The following is a 24,534-nucleotide window of genomic DNA, read 5'->3' as shown; positions in this document are numbered from 1 at the left end:
GAGTCGATTCAGGATTCGAAGAGGAGTTTCGAGCGAGCCAAAGCTTTTCGGGTTGTGGCATGTCCTATGTCAATGATGTCTTTGGCCTTGTCGAAGTCCAGAAATCGGTAATGTCCCAGAGGCGGTTGGATAAGGATGTCTGGTCGGTCTGTAGCCAGTCGTGAACGGGTGACTTGCGTTTCCATAATATTGATTGAGGCAAGCAGTACTTCAAAAATGTTTGGGAGTGGGTCCTTAGGAGATGCCCAGCGGGCTATTTGGTCAGCTCCAGGTGCCTTTCTGGCCATCAGCCAAGCTGATACGTCTTGTATTGACTGCTGGTAGCGTTTCGTTTTCCCTGAAGGTCGATCCGGAGCAGCCTTACTCGAGCGGCTCTTTGTTTCGCATGGTGTCTGAGGAGGAGGCGCGTTTTTCCCGGAAACGATGTCGTGGTTCAAGTCCACAGCGATTACTATATCCGCACCCAACATCCGAGCGGCACTCACAGGGACGGGATTGCACAGGCCGCCATCCACAAGTATGCGGCCAGCGTGACGCTGAGGTGTGAATATGCCGGGGACGGCTATGCTTGCTCGGACGGCCTTTGTGATGTCCCCCGCACTGATATCGACCTCCGCACCTGTCTGGATGTCGGTAGCCACTGCGCAAAAAGGAATGGGGAGCTTTTCGATGAGATCCCCATGAACGTGGGCTCGCACCATGGCTTCTACTTTTGTCCCATCAATCAGGCCGGATTTTGGAAATACCACATCGAAAAATGTGGCGATGCGTTTCCAGTCAAAATTCAAGTAATCCTTTTCGAGATCGTCCAGCTTGCCGGATGCATGGACAGCCCCGATCAGTGCGCCAATGCTGGTCCCTGCAATGAAATCAATCTGGATTCCGACTTCTTGAAGGGCCCTTATCACGCCGATATGTGCTAGCCCGCGGGCCGAGCCACTGCCCAAAGCTAATCCAACCCGGGATGTGACGTGAGAAAGGGACGAATGTGTCTTGGGGGACAAGGAGGCTCCTTGTAAAATGGCTGGTTGCCAAGGTCGAAGCGGTAGGATCGCCTCGACTCGGATCTTGATCGTACGCCCGTTTTGTGCCTTTCGGTAGATTGTCCGTTCGCAGCCGTCCAATCGCTCTGGCTTTCCCCTCCGTGGCGCAACTTATCACCCTTCGGATGAAGTGGAGACCTGTGGCTTTGAAATATACTCTGAGCAGCCTGTTTTTTCAATTGATTCAGTTGAAGAAACAGCCCAGAAAATTCAATTTTACATGCCGCTGGCCGAGTTTTGGACGCAACAAAACCTGTCGCTCCGCGAATGCGAAAGCAACAGAATATCCTCTCTGCCCTGGAGGCAGCGACGATATCCGCCTCAACGCAAATTATGGTCAAATGCTCGTCGAATCCCCCTTGGTTTAGTTTCTCGAAAGAGCCTCTGACGCCATCGGTGTTACACCTCCCTGTTGATGTCCATTTCTGAGCGCCGCTGCCAGCTCTGCTGCCTCCTTGTTTTCATGGGACAACGATCACCAGCCCTCCCCGCGCTCTCCGGGGAGGGCTGACTGTTGTCAGCATGAATAGCAGATGGGGATAGAGTAGACGAATCCACCAGTGACGGCTGGTGAAGCTTGGGCCGAAAAAGATCAGCCCACGCTTTTGAACGGGACGATCTTGCCCTTGGAGCCGCCCAGAACATTTCCGAGGCTGGCAAGGGCGTTTCGCTTGGCGGACTCGTTTCCGTGGACGTAGCGCATGGCGACTTCGACCGTGCGCCAGCCCATGACCTCCATGAGGTCGCGAGGGTTCAGGCTCTTGGCGAGTTCGGTCGCCACTGTGTGACGGATCGAATGGAATACCAGACGGTCCTTCTTGGTGCGGCCTTCATTCAGCCCCAGGCGCTCCACCGTGGTTCGAAATGCGGAAGGCGTCTCCGTGTAGGGGATGCCTTGGGCCGAAGCGAAAACATGGTTCGTGGGCTTCTGCTCGGTGATGCCTGAAAGAAGTTCGAGCAGTTCGCCTTCGAGCCCTATGGTTCGGGAGTCCTTGTTCTTGGTGTCACGGAATGTCAAGTGCCTGGATGCGAGGTCTACGTCCTTCCATTGCAGCTTGCCCGCTTCGCCGAGGCGGCATCCGGTGAGCCATGCGAACAGGGTCAGCTTGTGGGCGTTTGGATCATGGGCCGCAAGCTCTTCGAAGATGCTCCGCATCTCGTCGGACCGGATGACGCGGAGTCGGCGATTGTCGCGAGGGGCCGTGACGCCGATGCGTTTGCCCGAAGGTGGGGGCTGGCTGATGATCCGCCTCTCGTAGGCGTGCTTGAGGATACGCCGAAGGGTTCCGGTCGCATACTCCTTGCTGCGCTGGGACAAGTCAGCGTCGTCGAGGATTCGCACGAAATCGTCCCATTGCTGCAAGTCGATTTCTCGGAGAGGAACGGCCTCAAGCGAGGGGGCGATCCACATGCGGTACAGGCTCTCCTCCCGATTCCAGGAGCGCTCTCCCTTGCGCTGTTTGGCGAAGGGGAAATACGTCGAGGTCCAGTATTCGCCCAGGGTCACGGAGCGTTTCTTTTCCGCCTCCCGGTGGCGAAGGTCCAGGCCGCGTTTTTCGGCAAGGGTGCGCGGACCTTCTCCCTTGCGGCGGTTGTCCTTCAACTCGCAATAGATGGTGTGGCAGTCCGAAGGCTTCACTCCCTCGCTGGCCCAGCCGATGGCCTCGTCCTTGGTCTTCCCGTCGATTTTGTACGTGATGACGTAATAGCGGTCGGGCTGGCGTCCGTGCTTGCGCGTTGGGTGTTCGCGAAACCTCACGCCGGGGAATTGGGTTTTGATCCACTTGGGCATGACATGCTCCTCTCAGTGAAAACTGTCCAACCTCTGTCCAACTTTTTGCCGTGACATAGGGTGGATTCCGAGGATGTCACGTGACACCTGTGTAGCATGTTAATTAACTAAAATCAAAGAAATTTCATAACTCGAGTGAAGGTCAGTGACTTCCTGTGAAGTTTGAAATAAAAGGACTCAAAATCCGCCGGGTTCACGCCCTTGCGAGTTCGAGTCTCGCTCCCGGTACCAGAATGAACACAAGCTCCTGCGCGCCGCTTTTTGCGGTTCGCGGGAGCTTTGTTTTTTGGGCAGACGAAATGGTCCAGCCCCTGTCCTGCGTTCTGTCCTCTCATGCCGAGAGCAGGCGTTCATCATCCCCCCTTGGAATATCGCCCGCCAAGCAATCAAGGCACATTCTCAAGAGTCGCTGTCAGGACGGAGATTGTTTTGGAAGCGGCTCGCGCCGACGCTCATAGTTGAACAACCGGAAACAGCTTGCTTTTAATGGCATATGTTCATTTAACTCTGCATTGCCTTCGCGTCATTGTTCTAAAATCAAAATTTTTTGGACAAAGCTCATTATTCATGTATTATATATATCTTATGACAAATCCTGATACATGTAAGTCGGATCGATAAACAAGAGCAAGGAGGAGCCGATCATGTCAAAGCGCGACGAATATGTTGAGAAGATGAAAGCCAAGCTGGATGAGCTCAACGCCGAGATATCGCGTCTGGAAGCCAAGGCCAGGGAATCGGATTCCGACCTTCGAATCAAGTTCGAAGATGAGATGAAAAAAATGAAGCAACGCCACTCGGAAGCGAAAGCCAAGCTCGACGAGTTTCAGCGGGCAGGCAAGGACGCATGGCAGGATCTGAAGATCGGCCTCCAAGGCGCATGGGACAGCCTTGACAGCGCCATCAAATCCGCCAACGAGCGTTTCAAGTAAGCCCATTTACGATCAGGGCGGCTTGCCCGTCCCAATTGCTGCACAAATGTGGAGGAACCATGTTATCTTGGTCAGTGGTGTTTTTCATCATCGCAATATTAGCCGGAATTCTGGGCTTTGGCGGCATCTCAGCGGCTGCCGTCGGTATTGCGAAGGTATTGTTTTTTGTCTTTCTCATAGCGTTTGTGATCTCGCTGATCATGGGGAGACGCAAGCCGCGTATTTGACTCAACAAACCGGAAAAGGAGTGATTTGTGAGATATATCAATAAATTCATATGCTTTGTTGCTCTGCTGGCCTTTCTTGGCGTTGGCTACGGCTGCGAAAAGGAAGGCCCGGCCGAAAAGGCTGGCAAAAAGATCGATCAGACCCTCGAACAGGCTGGCGACAGCATTGAGGACGTCGGCGATAAGGAAGGGCCGGCCGAAAAGGCTGGCAAAAAGATCGATCAGGCTCTCGAAAAGGCTGGCGACAGCATTGAGGACGCTGGCGATAAGGTGGAAGACGCCGTGAACAAATAGCGGACCAGGGAGAGTGAAGCGGGTTCGCACGGATCACGCCCTTGCCGGTTCGAGTCTCGCTCCCGGCATCAGAATGAAAACAAGCTCCTGCACACCGTTTCTCGCGGTTCGCGGGAGTTTTCTCATTTGGGGCGTTGCAGGAGGACGTCCGTTGCCCGGGATTACAGTAATGCAAGGGGGAGTTTCCAGCGGTGGTGTGGGCGTTGCAGGCCGGGGTGGATGCGTTTCCGCGCGGGGCGGCCCGGGCGACGGACAGGAGCGAGGCCTTTTCGCTTCTGCCGTGCCAAATCCAGCAGCGGGTTCCGGGGTTTTGACGCGTCCGCGCGATAGGCGTATGTGGCCGTAGCCGAGCGCCGGTGGAGCCGCCGCCCTCCCGAACAGGGGCGGCGAGCCGAAGCCCGCAGACGTCCACATCCGCAACCCGAATCAGGAAAAATCATGCCCGAACTGACCCGCAAGAAGAACGACCTCATGCACATCGTCGAGAACGCCATCGGCGCGGTGGCGCCCGAGGCGGCCATGCGCCGCGCGGTCCGCAGGCAGGGCGACATGTTGGCTGTGGCGGGCAGGGAATACGACCTCTCGCAGTTCGAGCGCGTGTTGATCCTCGGCGCGGGCAAGGCCGCGGCCCCCATGACGCTGGCCCTGGAAGATATCCTGGGCGGACGGCTCGCGGGCGGCGTCGTCGCCACCAAGTACGGGCACGGCCTTCAGCTCGGCAAGGTCCGCATCGTGGAATCCGCGCACCCCGTGCCGGACGAGGCGGGCCAGGCCGCTGCCCAGGAATTGCTGCGGGCTGCGGGGCAGGCAGGAGAAAAGGATCTCGTGTTCCTGCTGCTCTCCGGCGGGGCCAGCGCCATCGTGCCTGCGCCGCGCGCGCCCGTCACCCTCGCCCACAAGCAGGAGGCGACCCGCCTGCTTCTGGAATGCGGTGCGGACATCAACGAAATCAACGCGGTGCGCAAGCACCTCTCTTTGCTCAAGGGCGGACATCTGGCCGGCGTCCTGGCTCCGGCCACCGTGGTGACCCTGATCATCTCCGACGTGGTGGGCGATCGGCTCGACGTGATCGGCTCCGGCCCCACGGCTCCGGACGAGTCCCGTTTTGCCGACTGTCTCGCCATTCTGGACCGCTACGGCCTGCGCGACCGCGTTCCTGCGGCCGTGGCCGAGCTGCTGGAGCAGGGCACCGAAGGCCGCGCGCCGGAAACGCGCAAGGTCGGGGACGCCTGTTTCGAGCGCGTGCAGAACGAGATCATCGCCAGCAACGTCATGGCGCTGGCTGGCGCGGCCAAAGCCGCGCAGGAGAGGGGCTATGTCCCCACGATCCTGACGGCGGCCATGCAGGGCGAAGCCCGCGAGGTGGCGCGCGAGCTGGTGCTTGCGGCGCGGAACGCCGGCGCGGCGCTGGCCGCCGGCGACGCTCCGCTCTGTCTGCTGGCGGGCGGCGAAACCACGGTGACCATTCGCGGCAAAGGCAAGGGCGGCCGCAACCAGGAGATGGCCTTGGCCGCGGGGCTGGCGTTGGAAGAGTTTCCGGATTGCCGGGGAAGGGTGCTGGTGGCCTGCGTGGGCACGGACGGCAGCGACGGCCCGACGGACGCGGCCGGGGCGCTCGTTCTCCCGGACACCCTGCGGCTCGCCGATGCCGGAGGATTCTGCGCCCGGACGCATCTGGCGGAAAACAATGCCTACGAATATTTCTGCGGCGCCGGGACCATCCTCAAAACCGGCCCCACCCGCACCAACGTGATGGACGTTGCCGCGCTGCTGGTCTATCCGGCCTGACCTGACCTGACCTGACCTGACCTGACCTGACCTGACCTGACCTGACCTGACCTGACCTGACCCGACCCGACCTGACCCGGCCCGGCCCGACTCGGCCCGCCATGTGCGTTCTCCGGGCCGCGTCTCTCGCCGCGGGGAACCGCCTGCGTCCACCTGCCTCGTCGGGGTTCTCTTCCCCGTCCCGTGCCTTGCCCCACCCTTCCGGTCCGGCCACGGACCTGCGACGGCAGACCTCTTGCCGCACGACGTTCTGCGCGCAGAAAGAAAGTTTTGAACGACTGTTCAAATAATCTTGCCTTGTATTTGAACATATGATTAGGATTGAATATGCCTATACGGAAAACAAAAGAAAATCTGACTGATGTCGTGGCCGTGGCGAGCGAAATGTTTGCGCTGCAAGGCTACCACCAGACGACCATCGCTTCCATCGCGAAAAAGGCCAGCGTCGCCAGCGGCACGGTCATCTACCATTTCAAGAGCAAGAACAATCTGTTGTTCTACATCATCTGGGATCTGAGCAACGCCATCGGCAATTTCATGCATGGGGCGGCTCCGTTTGCCGCGCGGCAGGACTCCGCTGAAAGCGTGGCTGCGGAGTTGATCGATCTCGTTCTCGAACGACGCCATCAGTGCGTCATCGCGTTCAAGTATTTCCCGGAAGCGCTTGCGAACCATGAGGACAGCGCGTTGCTCGGCTCCGCCTTCCTTTCGTTGCGCCAGAGCCGCGCCCGGCTCGGCGAGCTGCTGGACGCCTTCAAGGGAGGCAGGGCGGACGGGGCAGAAGACGCGGACACGTTCGTGGCGATTCTGTTGGGATTCGTCTGGTTGTTGCTTTTCGCGGACCTGGACCGGGCAGAGGTTCAGGCCAAGCTGACGATGCATCTTGCGCGGCTTCGGAATGGTCCGGAGACGGCGCGTTCTTGAGTTCTTCGGTGGGGCATTCAGGGGTCGGCAATAGGTGGAGGGTAGAAATGGGAATCAAGAATATGAAGTTGGGGGTCAAGCTGGGCGGAGGCTTCGGCCTCGTGCTTGTCTTGACGGTGATCGTGGCCGCCATCGGATTCTTCGGGATGCGCGGGGTGCAGGACCGGGTGGAGAAGGCGGACGACGTCAACCGCATGGTGCGATTCATCCTTCAGGCCAGGCAGCAGGAAAAGAACTACATTATCCGCGTTGACGAGGAATCGTTGAAAAAGCAGGCGGAGCTTGTGGGGCAGCTGCGGGAGCAAATCTCCGCGACCACGCAGAAGTTCAACGACGACGTGAACCGAAAACAGATGGCCGACGTGCTTGCGGCGGTCAATTCATATGCTCAGGCTTTCCAGGGATATGTCGATCTCCAGAAGGAGCGCGCCGCCACCATGACGAAGATGCGGGCTGCGGCCGAGGTGGTCCGCGAGGAAGCCAACGCCATTCAGGCCGACCAGAGGCAGCAGCTCAGGGACTTGCGCCGCTCCGGACAGATGACCGACGCCCTGTTCGACGACAAGCTGGCCAAGGCCGAGGATGCGGGCCACCTGGTGGAATGGTTCCTCGACGTCCGCAAGAACGAGAAGGAAGTGATCATTTCCGGCCAGGACATTTACAAGGAGAACGTGCGCGCCCAGTTGGACAGGATGCAGGAAATGATTTCCGATTTGCGGAATCGGCTCCGGCTCCAGAAGAATCTCGACCAGCTGGATCGTCTGGCGGGCGCACTGGGAAATTACGAAAAGCAGTATCTCCGGTACGTCGAGCTGATGGGCAGCCAGAGCGAGGCCAGCGACAAGATGGTGGTGCAGGCCCGCGCCGCCCAGCAGGTTTGCCAGGACGCCCGTGCGGACCAGAAGGCCAAGCTGGATGCCGAGATTTCCAGAGCCAACGCGATCGGCATCGGCGGCGCCCTGGCGGCCTTGATCATCGGCCTGTTCGCGGCGTTTGCGCTGACCCGCTCCATCACCGGGCCGGTGCTGCTGGGCGTGGGCTTTGCGGAAAACATGTCCCAGGGCGACTTCACCCGGAATCTGGACATCGCGCAGAAGGACGAGGTCGGCGTTCTGGCCGCCTCGCTCAACGAGATGGTCGGCAGGCTGCGCAGCGTGGTGCACGACGTGCAGTCCGCCACGGAAAACGTCGCTTCCGGCAGCGAGGAGCTTTCCGCCTCGGCCCAGACCCTTTCCCAGGGGGCCACGGAGCAGGCCGCGAGCATCGAGGAAGTTTCGTCCTCCATGGAGCAGATGACGGCGAACATCCGGCAAAACGCGGACAACGCCAGCCAGACCGAAGCCATTGCCCAGCAGGCCGCGCGCGATGCGGCGGAAGGCGGCCAGGCCGTCAACCGGGCCGTGGACGCCATGAAGAACATCGCTGAGAAGATTTCCATCATCGAGGAAATCGCCCGGCAGACGAACCTGCTCGCGCTGAACGCCGCCATCGAGGCGGCCCGCGCCGGGGAGCACGGCAAGGGCTTCGCCGTGGTCGCGGCGGAAGTGCGCAAGCTCGCCGAGCGCAGCGGCGCGGCCGCGGGCGAGATCAGCGAATTGTCTTCAAGCACCGTGCAGGTGGCCGACAACGCGGGCAGGATGCTCGCAAAGCTCGTCCCCGACATCCAGCGGACCGCCGAGCTGGTCCAGGAGATCACCGCGTCGAGCAACGAGCAGAACGCGGGCGTGGAACAGATCAACCGGGCGATCCAGCAGCTCGATCAGGTCATCCAGTCCAACGCCTCGGCAGCGGAAGAAATGGCCTCCACCTCGGAGGAGCTTTCCAGCCAGTCCCAGATGCTTCAGCAGACCATGTCCTTCTTCCGGGTGGACATTGACGCGAAGCGGCGCATCGTGTCCCGCGCCGCCGCTCCCCGCTCCCTGACTTCCGGAACGGACAGGCCCGCGAGGACCGGGACGGCCAGGAACGCGGGTGCGGAATCGAGCGGAGTGGCCCTGGAGCTGGACGGCGGCGATCAGGACTTCGAACGGTTTTAGCGGAAAACGAGCAACGGGCCGGGAGATCGATCCCGGCCCGTTTGCTTTTCGGCGCTGGGGCGGCGGCCGCGCGGCAGAGGACCGCGCGGAAAGACCTCAAGAGGAGCGGCGCACCTCCTCAAGCAGCTCGCGGTAGCTGCGCAGGGGGCGGCGGTTTCCGCTGGCGCCTCCTCCGTAGCGGTTGATCTCGTCACGCTTTTCCACCACCTCCCGGAACTTGGGGCGCAGCAGGCTTCCCAGCTCCATGCCGCTCAGGTTCGAGCCCGCCATGCGGACGGACTTGAGCACGGCCTGTTCCAGCCGTTCGCGCTCCACGTGGCCGTCGATGAACATGCGCAGCTCCAGCCGGATGTCCATGGCCCGCGCCGAGTGGTCCCTGCCGATGACGATTTCGCTGATGGCCCGGCTGAAATCGTCGGCCGGGTCGAGCAGGCCGTTGTCCAGGGCCATTTGCCGGTAGGCGGCCACTTCTGCGCGGCGTTCGAGCATGGCCCCCAGCACGGAGCGGAATTCCTGGTTGCGGGATTTGTCCTGCAACCGGGCGATGGCGTCGAGGATGAAGTAGGCCGAGGGCACCACCTCCGCGAACAATGTTTCCATTTCCGCCTGCCGCTTGACGGCCGCGAGCACGTCCTCCTCGGTGGTGCCCAGGCTGGGGAAGAGCGCGCCGACCGTAAGCGAGGCCACGGGGTCGGGCGTGCGCGGCTTGTAGCGGTCCGCGCCCACGGGAGGCGAGCTGCCCTTGAGATGCACGGGCAGGTCGGAGGTGCGCGCATACCGCGCCAGTCCCGCGCGGGCGAGAAAGTCGTCCACCTCGGCGTCCAGCGGAGAGGGCGCGGTCTGTTCCGAGACGATCAGCCGCAGGCGGACGTCGTCCACTCCTTCCAGAAAGGCCACGGCCTGTCCGCCGAAGTCGAGCCAGAGCGCGCTCCAGGGGAAATGGCCGTGCATTCTCCGGGGGAAGACAACGGCCTCGCCGTCCAGGTCTATGCTGCCGAGGTAGCGGTTGCGGAAATCGAGCAGGAGCTGTTCCACGTGCGCGGGGGTCACGGCCCAGGTGTCCACGTGCACGACCTGGTGGAAGACCTGGCCCAGGGAGCGGACGTCCTGCACGGTATGATACGAACCGTTTCCGGCGCGGGCGATGGCTTCGAGCTGGGGAAACCTGCGCGAGGCGTCGTTGCCGGTCAGGGCGATGACGTTCAGCCGGATGACCTTGTTGGCCCCTGCGGCGGCAAGGGCGCTGCCCGGCAGGGCCGGGAGAAGGGCCAGGGCCAGGGAGAGCGCCAGCGCCACGGCCCTGCCGAAGGCAAGGCCGGGGACCGGGGCGAAACGCGGGGGGATGCGCAGCATGTTCATCGGACGCCTCCTCCGGAATAGTCCGCCGAGGATTCATGAAGGCTGCGGGCTTCGGATTCGGGGTCGCCGCCGCAGGTTTCCTCGCCGTCGGAAAGCAGGATCACGTCGGCCAGGGCAAAGGCTCCGTTTTGTTGCAGGTAGCGGTTGGCCAGCAGCAGGGACTTGGCCAGCGGGGTTTTCCCGCCTGTTCGCGCCGAGGCCACGGCGGAGAGCAGGCGCTGCTTGTCCGTGGTGAAGTCCACGGCCACCTTGGGCGAACAGTCGTTGAAGACGATCAAGGCCCATTCCACTTCGGCGCTGCTTTCCTGCACGAGCTGGCGGATGGATTCCTTGGCGCCGTCGATCAGGGAGCGGTTGTCGCCTCGCGGCACCTTGTCCATGCTGGAAGAGGTGTCCAGGATGATGAGGATGGAGCGCCCCTGGGAAGCCTGGACGTTGATCAGGGAGAGCAGGTGCCCGGCGAGGGCGCTGCGCTGGGCCGCGTCCAGGCTGGGCGGAGCGCCGCCCAGGGCCGCGGCGAGCAGGGAAGGCAGTCCGGGCGTGGATTGCGCCGCGTCCGGCGGCCAGGAGTCGCCGTCCGCGGTCAGGTCGCCGCAGTCGTGCTCAGGTCCGGCAGGACTGAACGAGGCCAGGGCCAAATCCTCGCGGTAGGACGGGTGGAAGCCGATGAGCGTCACGGGCTGTCCGGCGGGAATGGCGTCCAGGCGGAAGGTGCCCGCGTCCGGGCCGGGGCCGGGCAGGGTGGCGGCGTATCCCAGGAACGCGCCGTCCGCGTCCACGGCAAAGACGTATGCCTCGGCCACGGGCAGGCCCCCGCGCGAGATCAGCCGCCCGGAGAGGGACGCCTCGCCCGCCGGGCCGTCCTCGAACCCGGGCTCGATCATGTCCGAAAGGGTGGGCAGGTTCCGCACGGCGATGGTTTCCATCTCCGAGAAGTATTCGCGGGAGTCCTTGTAGTCGTGCCCCGGCGTGATCACGTCGCGCAGGGAGGCGAGCAGCCCGGAGGATGCCAGCGTCATCTGATGGTAGTAGGTCTGTTCGCACTGCATGCGCATGGCCGTGTAGGTCGGATCGTCGGGCAGTCTGCCGGCTTCGGCTTCCTGGTCGATGATGTAGGCCAGGGTGGATGCGGTCGCTCCGGTCTGGATCTGCTCGTGCTGTTCCAGGGACCGGAGGATGACCTCGACCGTGGCGGTGATGGCGAAGGCCCAGACCCCGGCGCTTTTGGCGACGATCACGGCGGCTTTTTGCGCGCCGAGCAGCGGGGTCAGGTAGTGCGTGAGCACCTTGGGCATGGCCTTGTGCACGAGTCCCACGACCACGGAAACGCCCTTGGCCGCGACTTCGGTTTTCCTGTCGCTGATTTCCGTGGCCAGAGCGCCGAAATAGTGCTCGTTGCGCGTCAGGCTGGCGCGGGCCCTGACGAGTCCCTCAAAGATGGCCGGGTCCACGGCGACGCCGGCGGCCTCGCGCCCGCGCAGCAGGGCTTCCATGAGATCGAGCCGGGCCAGGGCGAGGTCGCCCGTCAGCGCCTCCTGCAGGGCCGCGCCCACGGCGAAGTCGTAGAGCATGGCGCCGTCGGAAACGCCTTCCAGAAAGATGGACAGCCCCTGCATGTTGGTCATGCGCAGCTTGATCCCGCCGTGCGACTTCGGATTGATCTTCCGCAGCACCTGCGCGATCTTGTTGCTGGCTTGTCCCATGGGGGCCGCGCCGGACACGTAGTTGGTCTTGGTCGCCGCGAGGACAGAGGCCATCTGCTGGAGCTTGCCGCTTTGCCATGCCGCCTGCCCGGCGATGCTCTGGACCGTTTCCATGGGATCGGGCGCGCGCAGGGCGGGCATGGCGGCCATGATGCGCAGGGCCTTTTCGTAGCAGTCGGCTCGGCGGTTGAAGTTCCAGAGGGTCGTCGGGCGATTCTGGCCGAAGATCTTCGCGTAGTTGTTGCTGGTGTCCAGGAGGCCGTCCTTGCCATCGTAAAGCCCCCGGTTGGCGTAGAAGAGCTGCGTGCCGCCGTCGTCGGTGGGGATGTCGCGCGGCAGGCAGTACCCCTTGGGTCCGAGGGTCGTGTCGGCCCGGGCCGGTCCGGCCGGAAACGCCGCCAGGACAAGGAGCAGGAGCAGCGCGGCGGTGCGGATAGGGGCCTGTTTTCGTTCAGCGGGGCTTTCGGTCGGCATGGACATCTCCCATGGCTCAGTCGCGCGCGGGACGCACCCGCGCTGTTGTGGCTCCTGCCGGAAGGTTGGAAAAAACGGTCATGTAGGGGATCTTGCCCTCGACGCCGCCCGGAAGGGGCGAGTTTTGCCGCAACCGCGCCTCGATGGCGTCCGGGTGCAGGGTCTGAAGCTGGTAGCGGGTCAGCGTCCTGTCGGGCAGGAAGCGGTGCGAGGCCAGGATGCGTCCCGAATCGTCCAGAAGCTGCGCTTCCAGTTGCGTGTCGCGGCCCTGAAGCCCGGCGGGGACGTCGCCGTAGACCACCAGCAGCGTTCCGCCCTGGCGGTTCTCTATCAGGGCGGTGCGGGAAGCGATGGCGGGCGCGGCCGAAGAATCGCGCAGGGCCGCCTGGACCGGAGCCTGCCCTGTGGCCGGCGGAGAGGCGTTGGCCATGCCGGACGGAAGCATTCGGAGCAGGTGGATGGAAGAGACGGCGAAATTGAGATTCTGTCCTTCGCTGACGTAGAAGGTGTTGATTCCCACCACGCCGCCGCTCTCGTTCAACAGCGGGCCGCCGCTGTTGCCGTGGGAGATGGCCGCCGTGGTCTGGACGTAGCGCACCCCCTTGATTTCGCGCAGGCCGCTGATCACCCCCAGGGAAATGGATTGCTCCAGCCCCATGGGGTTGCCCACGGTGAGCACCTCCTCGCCCACCTCGGGCAGCCGGGGGACCAGGAAAAGAGGGGTGCCGGGCTGCTCGACGCGCAGCAGGACCAGATCCCGCTTCAGGTCCATGTCCACGAGGTCCACGGGAACCTGGAGATCGCCGCTGTCCGATTTCAGGACGATGATCGAAGCGCCCTTGATGACGTGGCTGTTGGTGGCGATGAGGCTGCCGTCGCCCACGTAGAACCCGGTGCCCTCCGCAAGGCCCTCGCTGGTCTGGCAGGCCACGAGCACCACCGAGCCTTTGACCTGCTTGTAGAGGGCGCGCGCGTCCAGGGCGAAAGAAGAGCTGGCGCAGAGCAGGGAAACGACGGCGAGCAGGCTCGCAAGGAGCGCTGCCTGCGGACGGGGAATGGCGCGCGGCGGCATGAAACCTCCACAAGGCCGGGGGTTCGCTTGGTCAGAGAACCACGGCCAGCTCTTCGAGTTGTTCCGGCGATTTGCCCGGCAGGGACCGGATGAGCCAGAGCCTTTCCTCCGGACTCGCCCAGTCGTCCTTGTTCATGATTCCGATCATCACGTTGAGATATTCCGGCTGCCTGAGCGTGTCGCGCAGGGACGGGTCGGCCACGAGCTGCTCGTAGGTCAGGCCGTCCGGCGTCTTCGCGCTGGAGAGGTCGAGATTCTGCCGCAGCTCCCGCAGTTGATCCGCGGGCAGGTCTCCGGCCAGGGCCTCGTCCACAACGCGCAGCGCGCCCGCCCGGTCGCCGCCGGACGCCAGCTGCCGCGCCTGCCCCAGGACGCGGTCCAGCTCGGCCCTTCGCTCGGCCAGGCGGGACTGGTCCGGCACCAGCCAGTTGGCCGTGCTGATTTCGTCCGAGGTTTCCAGGAGCATGACGATGCACCCTCCTTCGGAAAAGGATTGGATGCGCCCCCAGCCCACCGGGATGAAGATGCTGCTGCTCTGGTACTCGGTGCGCAGGTAGACCATGGCCTCGTCGCCCCGCACGTGCAGGTGCCCCTCGGGGAGCTGGGCGTAGACGAGGTTTTCGCCTTCCATGCGGCCGATCTTGACGGCCTTGTCCGTGGGGAAGTCGCCCTCGGCGCGGACGCTTGCCGCGCCGAGGACTCCTCCCGCAAGGACGAGGCAGAAGACGATGAACCGTAGCGCGTTCATCCCCGGATGCCTCTTACTCATTTATCTTCGTCAGCGGGCGCGAAGCGCCGGGCGTCTTGTTGCCCGCTTCGTCCATGGCGACCACGCGGATGTAGCAGGTCGCGCCATATTCCAGTTTTTTCCAATCCTTCCAGATGGCGTCGAAGACGACCGCGGGCGCCTGCGTCTCGTAGGTGACGAAGATGCTCGCGAAGTCCTCGGTCTGCGACATCTGCAGCTCGTAGTTCACCGGTCCTTCCAGGTCCGTGGACGGGCTCCAGGTGAGCTTGTCTTCGTCCTCGATCTCCTTGCGGCCCGGTTCCCCGATTACCACGTCCACCTTGCCCGGAGCGCTCGGAGGCGAATCCGCCAGCACGAACAGGGTTTCGTCGGAGTCCCTGGTCACGAACCCGTGAGCGTTCACCGCCCGGACCTTGAACGTGTAGGTTTCCCCGGTCTTGAGCAGGTTCTTCAGACGCAGGTCCGCCAGGGGGAAGCGGTTCGTCTCGGACGTGTATTCCGTGGTGTCGATGGTCAGGATGTACTTTTTCACGTCCGGACCGGCCGTCCATTCCAGGCTCTGCTTGGCGTGGACCTCGGCCTTGGAAAATCCCGGAACCGAGATCTTGGGGACGAAGGTGTAGTTGTAGATGTACTCGAAGGGGGCGGACCACGCCGAGTAGGACGAGGCCACCTGGAAGCTGTTCAGGGCGCGCACGCGGAACTCGTATTTCCTGCCGTACTCTCCTTCGGAGAAGGGGGTCCAGGTGGTGCTTCCGCCGCTTTTGCCCTTCCAGACGGCTTGCTTGGTTTCGGCGTCGCGGACCTGAACGTCGTACCCGGTGATCTTGCCGCCCGGGTTGGCGTCCTTGCTCGCGTACCACGTCAGCTCCATGCGGCTGTTTTTCGCGTCCTGCTTCGCTGCGGGGTGGGACGGAGCCGAGGGCTTGTCCTTGGCCGCGTTCACGGAGAATTCGATGCTGGACGGGGCGCTTTCCAGACCTTCCGGGTCCAGCGCGACCACGGTCAGGGTGTAGGTCTCGTTTTCGCGCAGATCCTCGCCGGGCTCGATCTGGGTGTCCGGAGTCGTGCCGGACCAGACCTTGCCCGCGCCGGGCCGCGAAAGCTCGACCCTGTAGTTCAGGGCTTCCCCGTCGTGCGGGTCGTTGTCGGACGAGGCCTCCCATTCGAGCTGGGGCCGCAGGGAGGCGACGCTCTGCCCGCGCGCGGGAGCGGTGATGCGCGGCGGAGTGGGCTTCTCGTCCGTGAGGTTCACGTAGAAGGAGCCTTCCTGCAGCTTGACGCTGGCGGAAAGGTCCACGTCGGGCTTGGCAATGGGCGCGACCTTGTACCAGTACCGCCGGTTCTCCTCCAGGCCGAGCCCCTCGAGCGGAAGCCTGGTTTCCGTCTGCGTGAGATCCTTACGGGTGATTTCCTTGCGGTCCTCGTCCAAGATCAGCACGCGGTGGATCGAATACACCACGGTGTTCAGGTCATAGGGCTGCCAGGTCAGTTCCTTGAGGTCGGGAACGCCCTTTTCCGTGGGCGCGGCCTGCGGCTGGGGAGCCTGGCCCGCGTCCGCAGGGGCGGCCTGCGGCGCTCCCGGCTGTCCGGGCTGCGCGGACTGGTCCGCAGTCAGCGGCGCGGTGCCGTTCTGGGCCAGGGGCTGGGCGGGCATGGCCCCGCCGCCCCCGCCGCCGCCCCCGCCGCCGGAGCCGCCGCTGTTCGTCTGCATCTTCATTATCAGCAGCAGACTGAACATGGCGGCGCAGAGCAGCAGAAGTATGGCCGCGACGGCCTTTTTCTTCTTTTTTGTATTTCGGGTGGAGGACATCTTGATTCCCCTCTGGCTTGCTTGTTGTTCTCAGTTCCTGAATGGGAAGAGCAGATAGACGATGCAGCCCGCCGCCACGAGCGCGATCAGGGCCACGATCATGAGCATTGCGGTCGAGCCGAATGCGCCGCCTGCGTCGCTTGCCGAATCCTGGGGCGATGCCGCGGGATTCGGTTCGCCTTGCGGGGCGGCGGCAGCGGCGGCAGCGCTTGGAGGCGTTGCGGCGTTTTGCAGCGCTCCTGCGCCGTCTTCGGCCTGTGCCGCTGCGCCGGGCGCGTTCATGTCCTGGCTCTGGGCGGCCTGTTCCGCGTGTCCGTCCCCGGACGAGGACGGAAGCAGGGTCACGGCCAGGCCGATGAGCAGCAGGAGCAGGGCGATGACCGTGCCCGCGACCCACATGAAGCGCTTGTCCCGCGCGGATTTGCGCGGCGTTGCCACGGGCTGCGGCATGTCGGGCATGGCGCTTGCGGGCTGGGCGGAGGCGCGCGCCACCCGTTTGATCCTCGTGCCGCTGGAGGCGGACGCGGCAGGCTGCGCCTGTCGGTTCAGCCGTCCGGATTCCAGGGCCAGGGCGGTGAGGTTGTCCACCCCCGCGCCGCCGTTGTTCCTGGCGGTTTCCACGAGCTTCACGCAGCCCTGCTTGACGTCCGGCGTGGAACTGAACGCCCCGGCGATGCCGGACGGGCCGATGTTGCCGTAGACCCCGTCCGAGCAGAAGAGGTAGACGGCGTCGGCCTGGACGTCGTGCGTGAGCACGTCGCAGTCCATTTCGGGCCAGCGTCCGAGCCGGTTGGTCAGCGCTCCGTTGCCGTCGGCGTGGTCCTCGGTGAGCTGCCGGACTCCGGAGCCGTCGCAGAGATAGGCCCTGCTGTCTCCGGCGTGGCAGAGCACCACGTGCCTGTCCGTGAAGATGCCGAAGGTCAGGGTGCAGCCGGGGCTGCCGCCCTTGTCCAGCGCGAGCACGGCCGCGTTGGCCTTGCGCATGGCGGCGCGGGCGCATTCCGCAAGGAATTCGGGCGCCAGGGCCTTGCCCTTGGCCACCAGGGCGTTGGCCAGGAACGACTGGCAGGCCTGGACCGCCGCCTGGGAGGCGGCCTCCCCTGCGTCGTTTCCGCCCATGCCGTCGGCGACCCCGGCGAGATGGACCTGCTTCCCGCTGACCACGAGGGACAGGTGGAAGAAGTCGTCCTCGTTGAGCTCCCGCCCGCCGATGTGGTTATAGTAGCCCACCGCGTAGGCGGTGGTGGCTGAATCGCTCACTTGGTCCTCGGCGGGTTAGGCGTCCTGGGTCTTCTTGGGGCCGAAGCCTTCGTAGCGCAGTTTCAGCCCGGATTTTTCCTGGCTGATCTCGTCGCCGCTCTCCAGCTGCACTTCTTCGTTGAAATGCAGGGTGGTCTTGTCGCCGCTGGAGGAGGTCACGTAGAGGGTGCGGCCTTTCTTGATGTTCTGGATGACCAGGCTGCGGGTGCCGGGGTCGTCCTTGATCATGGCCGAGCGGGAGCTGAAGGTGTCGTCCTCGATGTTGATGTCGGCGTCGCCGCGACCGAGGATGCCCTGGCCGTTGCGCAGGACCACGGAGCGCTTCTGCCCGACGAGCTTGGTGTTGGTGCATTCCTCGATGACGAGGGTGCCCCTGCTGTCCAGGGTTTCCTTGGCCACGGGCTTGGCGGGTTCGGGCTGGGGAGCGGCCTGGGGCTGCGCCTGGAATTCCGGCTGCTGGTAGGGCGGCTGCTGGGCGGGCGCGTTGACGCTGACCGAGGTCTGCTTGTCCGAGCGGAGCAGGTAGTAGACCAGGAAGCCCATGAGCAGCAGGAAGACCACCGCGATGATGGTGATGGGATCCATCAGGATGTCCTGCCAGCCGCTCGAGACGGCCTTGTCGCCGAGGTGCTTGAGGTAGGGGCGCTTGGTCTGCGCGTCGGTCATGACTCGCGCGTGGAAGGTGCGGGCTTCGAGACCGGGAGCGGGAACGTGGTCGGATTCCACGAGGATGGTCTGGCCGTCGTTGGCGTCGCGGAGGATGAAGCGTCCGCGGGTCATGCCTTCGCCCAGCGTCTCGATCTGTTCGACCGTGCCCACCACCAGGACTTCCTGGTTGATCAGGGTCGGGTCGTTCTGGATGCGCGCGACGCGCACTTCTTCCGGCCCGGCAAAGGCGGGCAGTGCGAAAAGGGTGCAGAGAGTCGCCAGGGCCAGGAAGGCGACGAGCAGAGAACGAATGGAGCCTTTCATGTTGATCCCCTCCTAAAGGAATAAGAATGATGCGTGCTATGCCGATCTAAGTTCATCGAGAACCGCGGATACCGTCCTGTAGGGGCGCGCCGCGTCCTGTTTCACGAGCATGTTGCGAATGATGCGTTGCAGGGCCTGCTGGCTGGCCAGGGCCTTGAACCGGAGGTCGAACTCCTCCGGAGAGACGTTGCTCTCCATGCCTTTGCCGCTGGGGAAGGGCAGCGCCCCCTCGAAGAGCTCGTAGAAGAGCAGCCCGGCCGCGTAGATGTCCGAGCGGTTCGTGGGACAGCTGCCGCCCAGGACTTCCGGAGCGCTGTAGTCCGGGGTCAGCTTCCGGGCGCGTTGCGGGTCGTCGCGGCGCACTTCCACCTGGGCGCCGAAGTCGATGAGCTTCACGCCCGTCACGGACTTGCTGCGCGTGTTGTATTGCACGAGGATGTTTTCGGGCTTGATGTCGTTGTGCAGCTTGTTCTTGGAATGCGCCTCGGCCAGGGCCTCGAGCACCTCGCGCATGACGATGCGGCGCTGGTAGAGGTCGAAGTCGCGGCCCATGCCCATGACGTCGCGCAGGCTGAGGCCGTCGAAATATTCCATGATGCTGTAGTAGGCGCGCTGGGATTGGCCGTTTTTCCCGATCTCCAGGGCGCGCAGTTCGTAGAACTGGATCAGCCGCATGCTTCCGCTGAGGCTGCGGTTGTTGTCGAATTCGGTCTTGATGGATTCGATGTCGAAGGCGTTGTTCGACTTGCCCAGGGTCGTGGAAAGCGGGAGCTTGACCGCCAGGCGGCGGTTCTTCTCCTTGGTGCCGTAGGCCTCGTACACGGCCCCGACCCCGCCCACGTGCCGCTGTCGGGTGAGCACGATGTCGCCGAGTTCCCCGTCCCAGCCCACCGCTGCGGAAATCCTCTCGCCCGCGAGGGTGTAGGCGCACTTCCCCTTTGCAAGGGCTTTTTCCATGCGCTTGAAATCGTCCAGGCCGACCGACCCGGTCAGGGTCGCCGTGTGCCCGGCGGCTTTGGCCGGGACCGGGCCGCGCGGGGCTTGCGCGTCCGTGTCCGCCAGCCCCTCTTCGGGAGCGCGGCGGGACATCCGGGCCAGGAGGGGCGCGAGGATGCCCTTGCGGTGCAGGATGAGCGCCATGACGCACAGGCAGCAAAGCATCATGATAAGAACCAAGACCTTGGGACTCATGAACGAACGCCTCTGTTTTTCGGGAAATTTCTGAGCGGAGGGGGACCAGGGCACGTCCGGGCGCAGCACCAGCGCAAGGCCGTGTTTTTTGTCGGCGATGGAAACGGCCACGGCATGTGTCCGCGATCCGTCGGGATCCTGGAATTCGAGTCGATACTCGCCTGGAGGTGGGCTTTGCGGGGCATAAAATTGGCCCTGCATGTCCGTCTTGCCGGAAAGCGCCGAACCTGCGGGGCCTGTCAGCGTGAATTCCGTTTCCACGCCGAGCGGGAATTTGAGATAGAGCGGGGCGGCGGACGCAGACAATGCCGAAGCAACGGTGGCGGCGAGGATGACGACGCACAACAGCGGGGTGCGGCAGCAGGGCAAGACGTTCATAAGAGGTTCCGTCACTTCAGAGTATGAAATAGATTTCAAGGTTACTTCAACATTGTTGTTATTTCAATATGACTCTTGAATCATTGTCCCTATTCGGGAGAATCCACTACGAGCCATATTCTCTAGACTTGTTCTATTCGCTGCCGAATCATGCATGGAGACAGCGAAGGCCGACCATCTGTTCCCACCATTCTTGCATCATGGCCTGTGGGAAGTGCGGGGCTTCTCCGATGCGAAACTAAGGGCAATAGGGGAAACCCCCAGGAGCGAGCTGAGAATCACCCGCATCATGGGATGCTCCTGATGGGAAAATGCCGCGACCATGACGCCGCAGAAAACGTGACGGGAACAAAAAAAACGCGCCCGGAGGCGCGTTTCAAAAACGAAGGAAGGCCGGCTTGCGCTGCCGTTGCAGTGGCAAGAACGATTTGCCGCGCTGTTTCGCGGCGGCTTCGCGGGCGCGGAAGCCTTCCGGCAGCGTCGCTATTGGGCCAAGGTTCCCTTGAGCGCTGGCGGAATCTTGTCCAGCCGGTTCTTGGCATATTTCGGCATGGAAATGTTGCGCCAGAAATCGATCAGCTTGGGCTTGCCCGGATCGGAGACATGGTAGAGGCAGATGCGCAGCTCGATGTTGTCCTCGCGTTCCGCGTCGAACATGGTGAAGAGCGCGTATTCGATGTTCTCGTCGCTGAGGAGCTGGCGCAGGGCCGTGGAATATTTGCGCGGCACGCCGCCGATGGCGAAGTCCTCCTTGCTCAGGCCGTCCTTGATGAGGGAGTCCCCATTGACCGCGGCCGTGATCTGATACTCGCGGACCACGTATTTGGAGTAGTTTTCGTCCAGGTTGAACCGGTCGCTCCACTTCTTGAGCGTTGCGGCCTGCAAGGGCACCAGATCGGCTCCGGCAAGGCCCGCGCGGAGCACGGCGAGCAGGTCGTTGGTGTGCACCAGCGAGCTGACGCGGCCGCGCACGTCGAGGTAGAGCAGCGGCATCACGCCGATCCGCTTGTTCCCGAGGGTGTCCCGCAGCTTCGGCCCCTGGTTCTTCTCGGCCTGCTCCCGGGAGGGGCATCCGTTGGAATTCTGGAAGGCGGGACAGTTGTTCAGGCTGACCGTGGCGATCATCCTGGCCATGTCGTCCTTGTCGGCGCACTTGCCCAGGTCCGGACAAATGGCGGCGTAGGCTCCGCAGAAGTCGTTCCGCTGGAACAGGGCGGAAGCGGCGTCCAGCCCGCTGCACGGCGCGGACGCGGAGGCCTTGCGCGCTTCCGGCAGGAGCTGTTTGATCTTGGGGTGGCTCGCGTACTGCGAGGGCGGCTCGAAGTTCGGGTCCGCGTGCACCGCGTCCGCGAGCGTGGCCAAAAGTTCCTGGTCCGTGGCCTTGGTCGCCGTGAGCAGGTAGGCCTTCACGTAGTAGGCTTTGGAAAGTGCGGAGGCCTTTGCCTCGCCCGTGGCGACTTCGCTCTTGAGCAGGCCGATGGCCTTTTCCGCGTAGGACATGGATTTTTCCATGTCCATGAGGATGAAGTCTTCCGAAGCCGAGAGCAGGTCGGTTCCGGGGCTGGCCGCGGCAGCGGCGGCCCAGAGCAGGGCGGCGAAGAGAAACAGGCCGATTCTGTGGGCGTGTGGCATGACGATGCTCGGCTCCTTCAGTCGAGAATGCGGGCTTCGCTGCCCGAAAACTGGATTCTGGTTTCGCGTTTCGGGCGGATTTCCACTTTGGTCTTCTGGCGAGGCTGGGCTGGGTTGTCGGGATTGACGACCTCGATGGTGTGCGAGCCGCAGACAAGGGCGTATTTGCGGGTGGGCACGGTTTCCTTCGTGCGCTTGCCGTCCACCACGAGCCAGCCGCCGTGCAGCGTCAGCACGGTGAGCGTTCCCGGATTGGAGCGGATCTTGCCGAGAAGCGCCTTGGCATCCGAATGGTCGGGAGCGGCCTTGAGCGCGCGCCCCGCCTGGCGAAGCGCCTCGGAGCAGCGTCCCGCCTCCTCGGCTTTCCGGGCGCTTTCGAACAGGGCCTGGCCGAGGGCCTGCGCGTCTGTCCGCAGGGCTTCCTCCAGCCCGGCGTCCTTGATGCGCAGCACGGGATCGGCCAGCTTCCAGGCGCGGTCCGCGTCGTCCTTGCGCGCGTAGTGCGCGGCGAGCCGCAGGATGCGGGCTATGCCCGCGCGCGCCCGAATCTTGATGTCCTCGCGGTCCTCTTGCAGCAGTTTTTCATATGCGCCGAGCGCGTTGTCGTCCGCAGGGGCGACGTAGCTTCCTTCATAAAGAAGCCGGTTGGCATGGAGGAGGCTTTGGTCGGGATCGTGTGCGGCGTCGCTGGGGATGGCCGCTGTCGGCAGGAGCGCGACCAGGAGCACGCAGAGCAGCATTGAAGTCCGAGCGCATCGTCCGAAGCTGCGGATTCGGCATGAATGTTTCGCTGGCATTGACGGCATTGTCCTTGTCCTTGTCGACATGCTTCCATGGAAATTGCTTTTGCCTCATACCCCACTTCCGTCGAACATTTCAACGCCTGTTTTCCTCTGCAAGCGTTTTCCGTCCGAAAAGCCGTGCACTGCAATGCAATTGCGGCGCATTGGAGTGGCTTCTGCGGAATGCTGCAATAGGGGAAACTCCCGGGAGCGGGCGGTATGGGGAGCTGCGTCCGGATGCATCGCTGCCGCGCAGGGAGCATTTTGCGTCCGGAGAGGTCCATTCCGTACATTATAACATGAGATCGTGCTGAATTTGCTTACGAAAAGCAGCCCGGCGACCATCGGCGGCAGGATGTGGGTATGATGCCGTAATGATTTGAAATAATGAAAAATTATCTTGTTGACATTTCTTTGTTTTGAGCAGAGTACCATTGCTCGCGTTTTAAGGGATTTCCAGGTGGAAAATGTTGGTATGGTTTTCAATGCCTGTTGCTGAAAGTGATTTTGGAGGTGTCAATGAACGCCATGAATAGGGTGCAGTATCCGGACAAAGATAATCAGATCCAGATGCCGCTGCTTTTTGCTCAGGCAAAAGTGAATAGTGTCTCCTCTTCCCAGGGTGGAGAGAAGACTGCCATTACGCTTTTGTTGCTCGCTCTGATCGCAGGTTTGCTGTTTGGCATCTATAAGTTTCCGGAAGAGTTCCTTGCTTTCTATTCCAACCTTTACCATTCGCAGTGGGGCACGTTCACCAAGGCGCTCGGCACTGTTGGGCTTTGCGTGCTCGTCTGGCGCATCGTCCTTGTGTTCACCTATCGTCCCGCAGCGGCCTGCACGGACGAGGAGCTCGCCACCTGCACCGTGGTCATCCCCGCCTACAACGAAGGCTCCCAGGTCCTGGGCACGCTGCGCAGCGTCATGGCCAGCGACTACCCCGCGGAGAAGATGCAGGTCATCTGCGTGGACGACGGCAGCAAGGACGACACCTGGAGCTGGATGCTCCGCGGAGCCGAGGAATTCGGCGACCGCGTCGAGCTGGTGCGCCAGCCCGTGAACAAGGGCAAGCGCCACGCGCTCTACGAAGGTTTCATGCGCGCTTCCGGCGAGATTCTCGTGACCATCGACAGCGACTCCGAGGTGGAGCCCCAGACCCTGCGCCGCATGGTCAGCGTCTTCTGCCGCAACGAGCGCGTGGGCGCCGTCGCGGGCAACGTGCGCGTGCTCAACCGCAGCGAAGGATTCATCCCCAAAATGATGGATGTGGCCTTCGCCTACTCCTTCGACTTCATCCGCGCCTCCCAGAGCCGCGTGAACACGGTCATCTGCACTCCGGGCGCGCTCTCCGCCTATGCCCGCAAGGCCGTCATGCCCGTGCTCGACGAGTGGGTGGACCAGAAGTTCATGGGCCGTCCCGCCAACATCGGCGAGGACCGGGCCATGACCAACTTCGTGCTCCGGCAGGGCTTGCTGGTCCATTACCAGAGCGACGCCGTGGTCTACACCAACGTGCCCACCACCTACGTCTGCCTGTGCAAGATGATGCTGCGCTGGGCGCGCAGCAACGTCCGCGAGACCATCGCCCTGACGCGCTTCGCCTTCACCCCGTTCCGCAACGAGCCCATGTCCGGCGCGCGGCTGAACCTGATCATGAGCCTTCTGGGCATGACCGTGGGCGAATTCGCCAAACTGCTCGCCCTGGGCATGGTCGTGGCCTGGCCCATGCTGGCCGGAACCAAGCTGCTCATGGGCGCGGTGCTCGCCTCTCTGCTGCCTGCGGGCTTCTACCTCCTGCGCCACCGCACCAGCGACTTCCTCTGGGCTTTCCCGTATACGCTGTACTGGCTGGCAGCCCTGTCCTGGATCAGCCTCTACGCGCTGGCCACTCCGCAGCGCAACGGCTGGCTGACCCGCCAGCTCGCCCCCAAGAGCGAGCCGCGGACTGCGGACGTGCCCGGCCTCGAAACGCTGCACGCGGCGGCCTCGCTCTGGCCCGCCGCCGAGAACGTGGCCCCTGTCCAGGCCGTCATGGGCATGGACCGCTTCCAGATCATGTCCGAGCCGTTGGCGAAATAACCCGCCGCACGAGGGCTCTTCCGTTCTTCATCGGGCCG

Annotated in this window: 19 protein-coding genes; 7 read left to right on the top strand and 12 right to left on the bottom strand. The window is 63.1% G+C overall.

From position 1 onward, the window contains the following. Positions 1-8: 8 nt before the first annotated feature. Entirely contained in the window at positions 9-1,004 is a 996-nt protein-coding gene (locus G452_RS21260; protein WP_081650687.1) for a patatin-like phospholipase family protein, read from the bottom strand. A 631-nt stretch (positions 1,005-1,635) separates the two neighbouring features. Further along, positions 1,636-2,835 carry a tyrosine-type recombinase/integrase gene (locus G452_RS0117275; RefSeq protein WP_022663520.1) on the bottom strand — a complete coding sequence of 400 codons (1,200 nt, stop codon included), beginning with the start codon at positions 2,833-2,835 and terminating at the stop codon, positions 1,636-1,638. Between the two features lie 644 nt (positions 2,836-3,479). On the opposite strand from G452_RS0117275, the gene G452_RS0117270 reads away from it, so the two are divergent. From G452_RS0117270 to G452_RS0117245, 6 genes are all read left to right on the top strand, one after another. Beyond that, a complete protein-coding gene (locus tag G452_RS0117270; RefSeq protein WP_022663519.1) occupies positions 3,480-3,767 on the top strand; it encodes a sll1863 family stress response protein in 288 nt (95 codons plus the stop codon). A gap of 59 nt (positions 3,768-3,826) precedes the next feature. Then, positions 3,827-3,994, top strand: coding sequence for a DUF1328 domain-containing protein (locus G452_RS21255; protein ID WP_022663518.1), 168 nt, complete (start codon positions 3,827-3,829; stop codon positions 3,992-3,994). A gap of 27 nt (positions 3,995-4,021) precedes the next feature. Beyond that, entirely contained in the window at positions 4,022-4,288 is a 267-nt protein-coding gene (locus tag G452_RS0117260; protein ID WP_022663517.1) for an Rv0909 family putative TA system antitoxin, read from the top strand. 438 nt (positions 4,289-4,726) lie between these two features. Next, positions 4,727-6,076 (top strand): glycerate kinase type-2 family protein, encoded by a 1,350-nt coding sequence (locus tag G452_RS0117255; protein ID WP_022663516.1) that lies wholly within the window; start codon positions 4,727-4,729, stop codon positions 6,074-6,076. Positions 6,077-6,403: 327 nt separating this feature from the next. Beyond that, entirely contained in the window at positions 6,404-7,000 is a 597-nt protein-coding gene (locus G452_RS20935) for a TetR/AcrR family transcriptional regulator (RefSeq protein WP_081650686.1), read from the top strand. Positions 7,001-7,047: 47 nt separating this feature from the next. After that, on the top strand, positions 7,048-9,036 hold the full coding sequence (locus G452_RS0117245; RefSeq protein ID WP_022663514.1) for a HAMP domain-containing methyl-accepting chemotaxis protein: 1,989 nt from the start codon (positions 7,048-7,050) through the stop codon (positions 9,034-9,036). A gap of 96 nt (positions 9,037-9,132) precedes the next feature. Here the strand turns inward: G452_RS0117245 and G452_RS0117240 are convergent, their stop codons facing one another. From G452_RS0117240 to G452_RS0117195, 10 genes are all read right to left on the bottom strand, one after another. Next, positions 9,133-10,395 carry a hypothetical protein gene (locus G452_RS0117240; protein WP_022663513.1) on the bottom strand — a complete coding sequence of 421 codons (1,263 nt, stop codon included), beginning with the start codon at positions 10,393-10,395 and terminating at the stop codon, positions 9,133-9,135. Further along, positions 10,392-12,572, bottom strand: a complete 2,181-nt coding sequence (locus G452_RS0117235) for a VWA domain-containing protein (protein WP_162141326.1) — start codon at positions 12,570-12,572, stop codon at positions 10,392-10,394. Before G452_RS0117235 ends, G452_RS0117240 begins: the two co-directional genes overlap by 4 nt. 16 nt (positions 12,573-12,588) lie before the next feature. After that, on the bottom strand, positions 12,589-13,644 hold the full coding sequence (locus G452_RS0117230; protein ID WP_022663511.1) for a S1C family serine protease: 1,056 nt from the start codon (positions 13,642-13,644) through the stop codon (positions 12,589-12,591). Positions 13,645-13,675: 31 nt separating this feature from the next. Continuing rightward, on the bottom strand, positions 13,676-14,413 hold the full coding sequence (locus G452_RS0117225) for a hypothetical protein (protein WP_155887810.1): 738 nt from the start codon (positions 14,411-14,413) through the stop codon (positions 13,676-13,678). Further along, positions 14,406-16,205, bottom strand: coding sequence for a fibronectin type III domain-containing protein (locus tag G452_RS0117220; RefSeq protein WP_022663509.1), 1,800 nt, complete (start codon positions 16,203-16,205; stop codon positions 14,406-14,408). Before G452_RS0117220 ends, G452_RS0117225 begins: the two co-directional genes overlap by 8 nt. Before the next feature lie 30 nt (positions 16,206-16,235). After that, positions 16,236-17,465: a PP2C family protein-serine/threonine phosphatase gene (locus G452_RS0117215; RefSeq protein ID WP_022663508.1), complete on the bottom strand. Its 1,230-nt coding sequence runs from the start codon at positions 17,463-17,465 to the stop codon at positions 16,236-16,238. 15 nt (positions 17,466-17,480) lie between these two features. Beyond that, the gene (locus G452_RS0117210) at positions 17,481-18,437 is read right to left on the bottom strand and encodes an FHA domain-containing protein (protein WP_022663507.1); all 957 of its coding nucleotides are present in this window, start codon (positions 18,435-18,437) and stop codon (positions 17,481-17,483) included. 36 nt (positions 18,438-18,473) lie between these two features. Continuing rightward, positions 18,474-20,006: a serine/threonine-protein kinase gene (locus G452_RS0117205; protein WP_022663506.1), complete on the bottom strand. Its 1,533-nt coding sequence runs from the start codon at positions 20,004-20,006 to the stop codon at positions 18,474-18,476. Positions 20,007-20,489: 483 nt separating this feature from the next. Further along, a complete protein-coding gene (locus G452_RS0117200; protein WP_022663505.1) occupies positions 20,490-21,638 on the bottom strand; it encodes a hypothetical protein in 1,149 nt (382 codons plus the stop codon). 17 nt (positions 21,639-21,655) lie between these two features. Further along, entirely contained in the window at positions 21,656-22,378 is a 723-nt protein-coding gene (locus tag G452_RS0117195; RefSeq protein ID WP_022663504.1) for a hypothetical protein, read from the bottom strand. 714 nt (positions 22,379-23,092) lie between these two features. On the opposite strand from G452_RS0117195, the gene G452_RS20240 reads away from it, so the two are divergent. Continuing rightward, positions 23,093-24,496, top strand: a complete 1,404-nt coding sequence (locus G452_RS20240; protein WP_235619633.1) for a glycosyltransferase family 2 protein — start codon at positions 23,093-23,095, stop codon at positions 24,494-24,496. Positions 24,497-24,534 lie beyond the last annotated feature (38 nt).

The organism is Paucidesulfovibrio longus DSM 6739, assembly GCF_000420485.1.
Classification (GTDB): domain Bacteria; phylum Desulfobacterota; class Desulfovibrionia; order Desulfovibrionales; family Desulfovibrionaceae; genus Paucidesulfovibrio; species Paucidesulfovibrio longus.
Note: the sequence above shows the minus strand (reverse complement) of the source record. Positions and strands in the feature narration are given on the sequence as shown.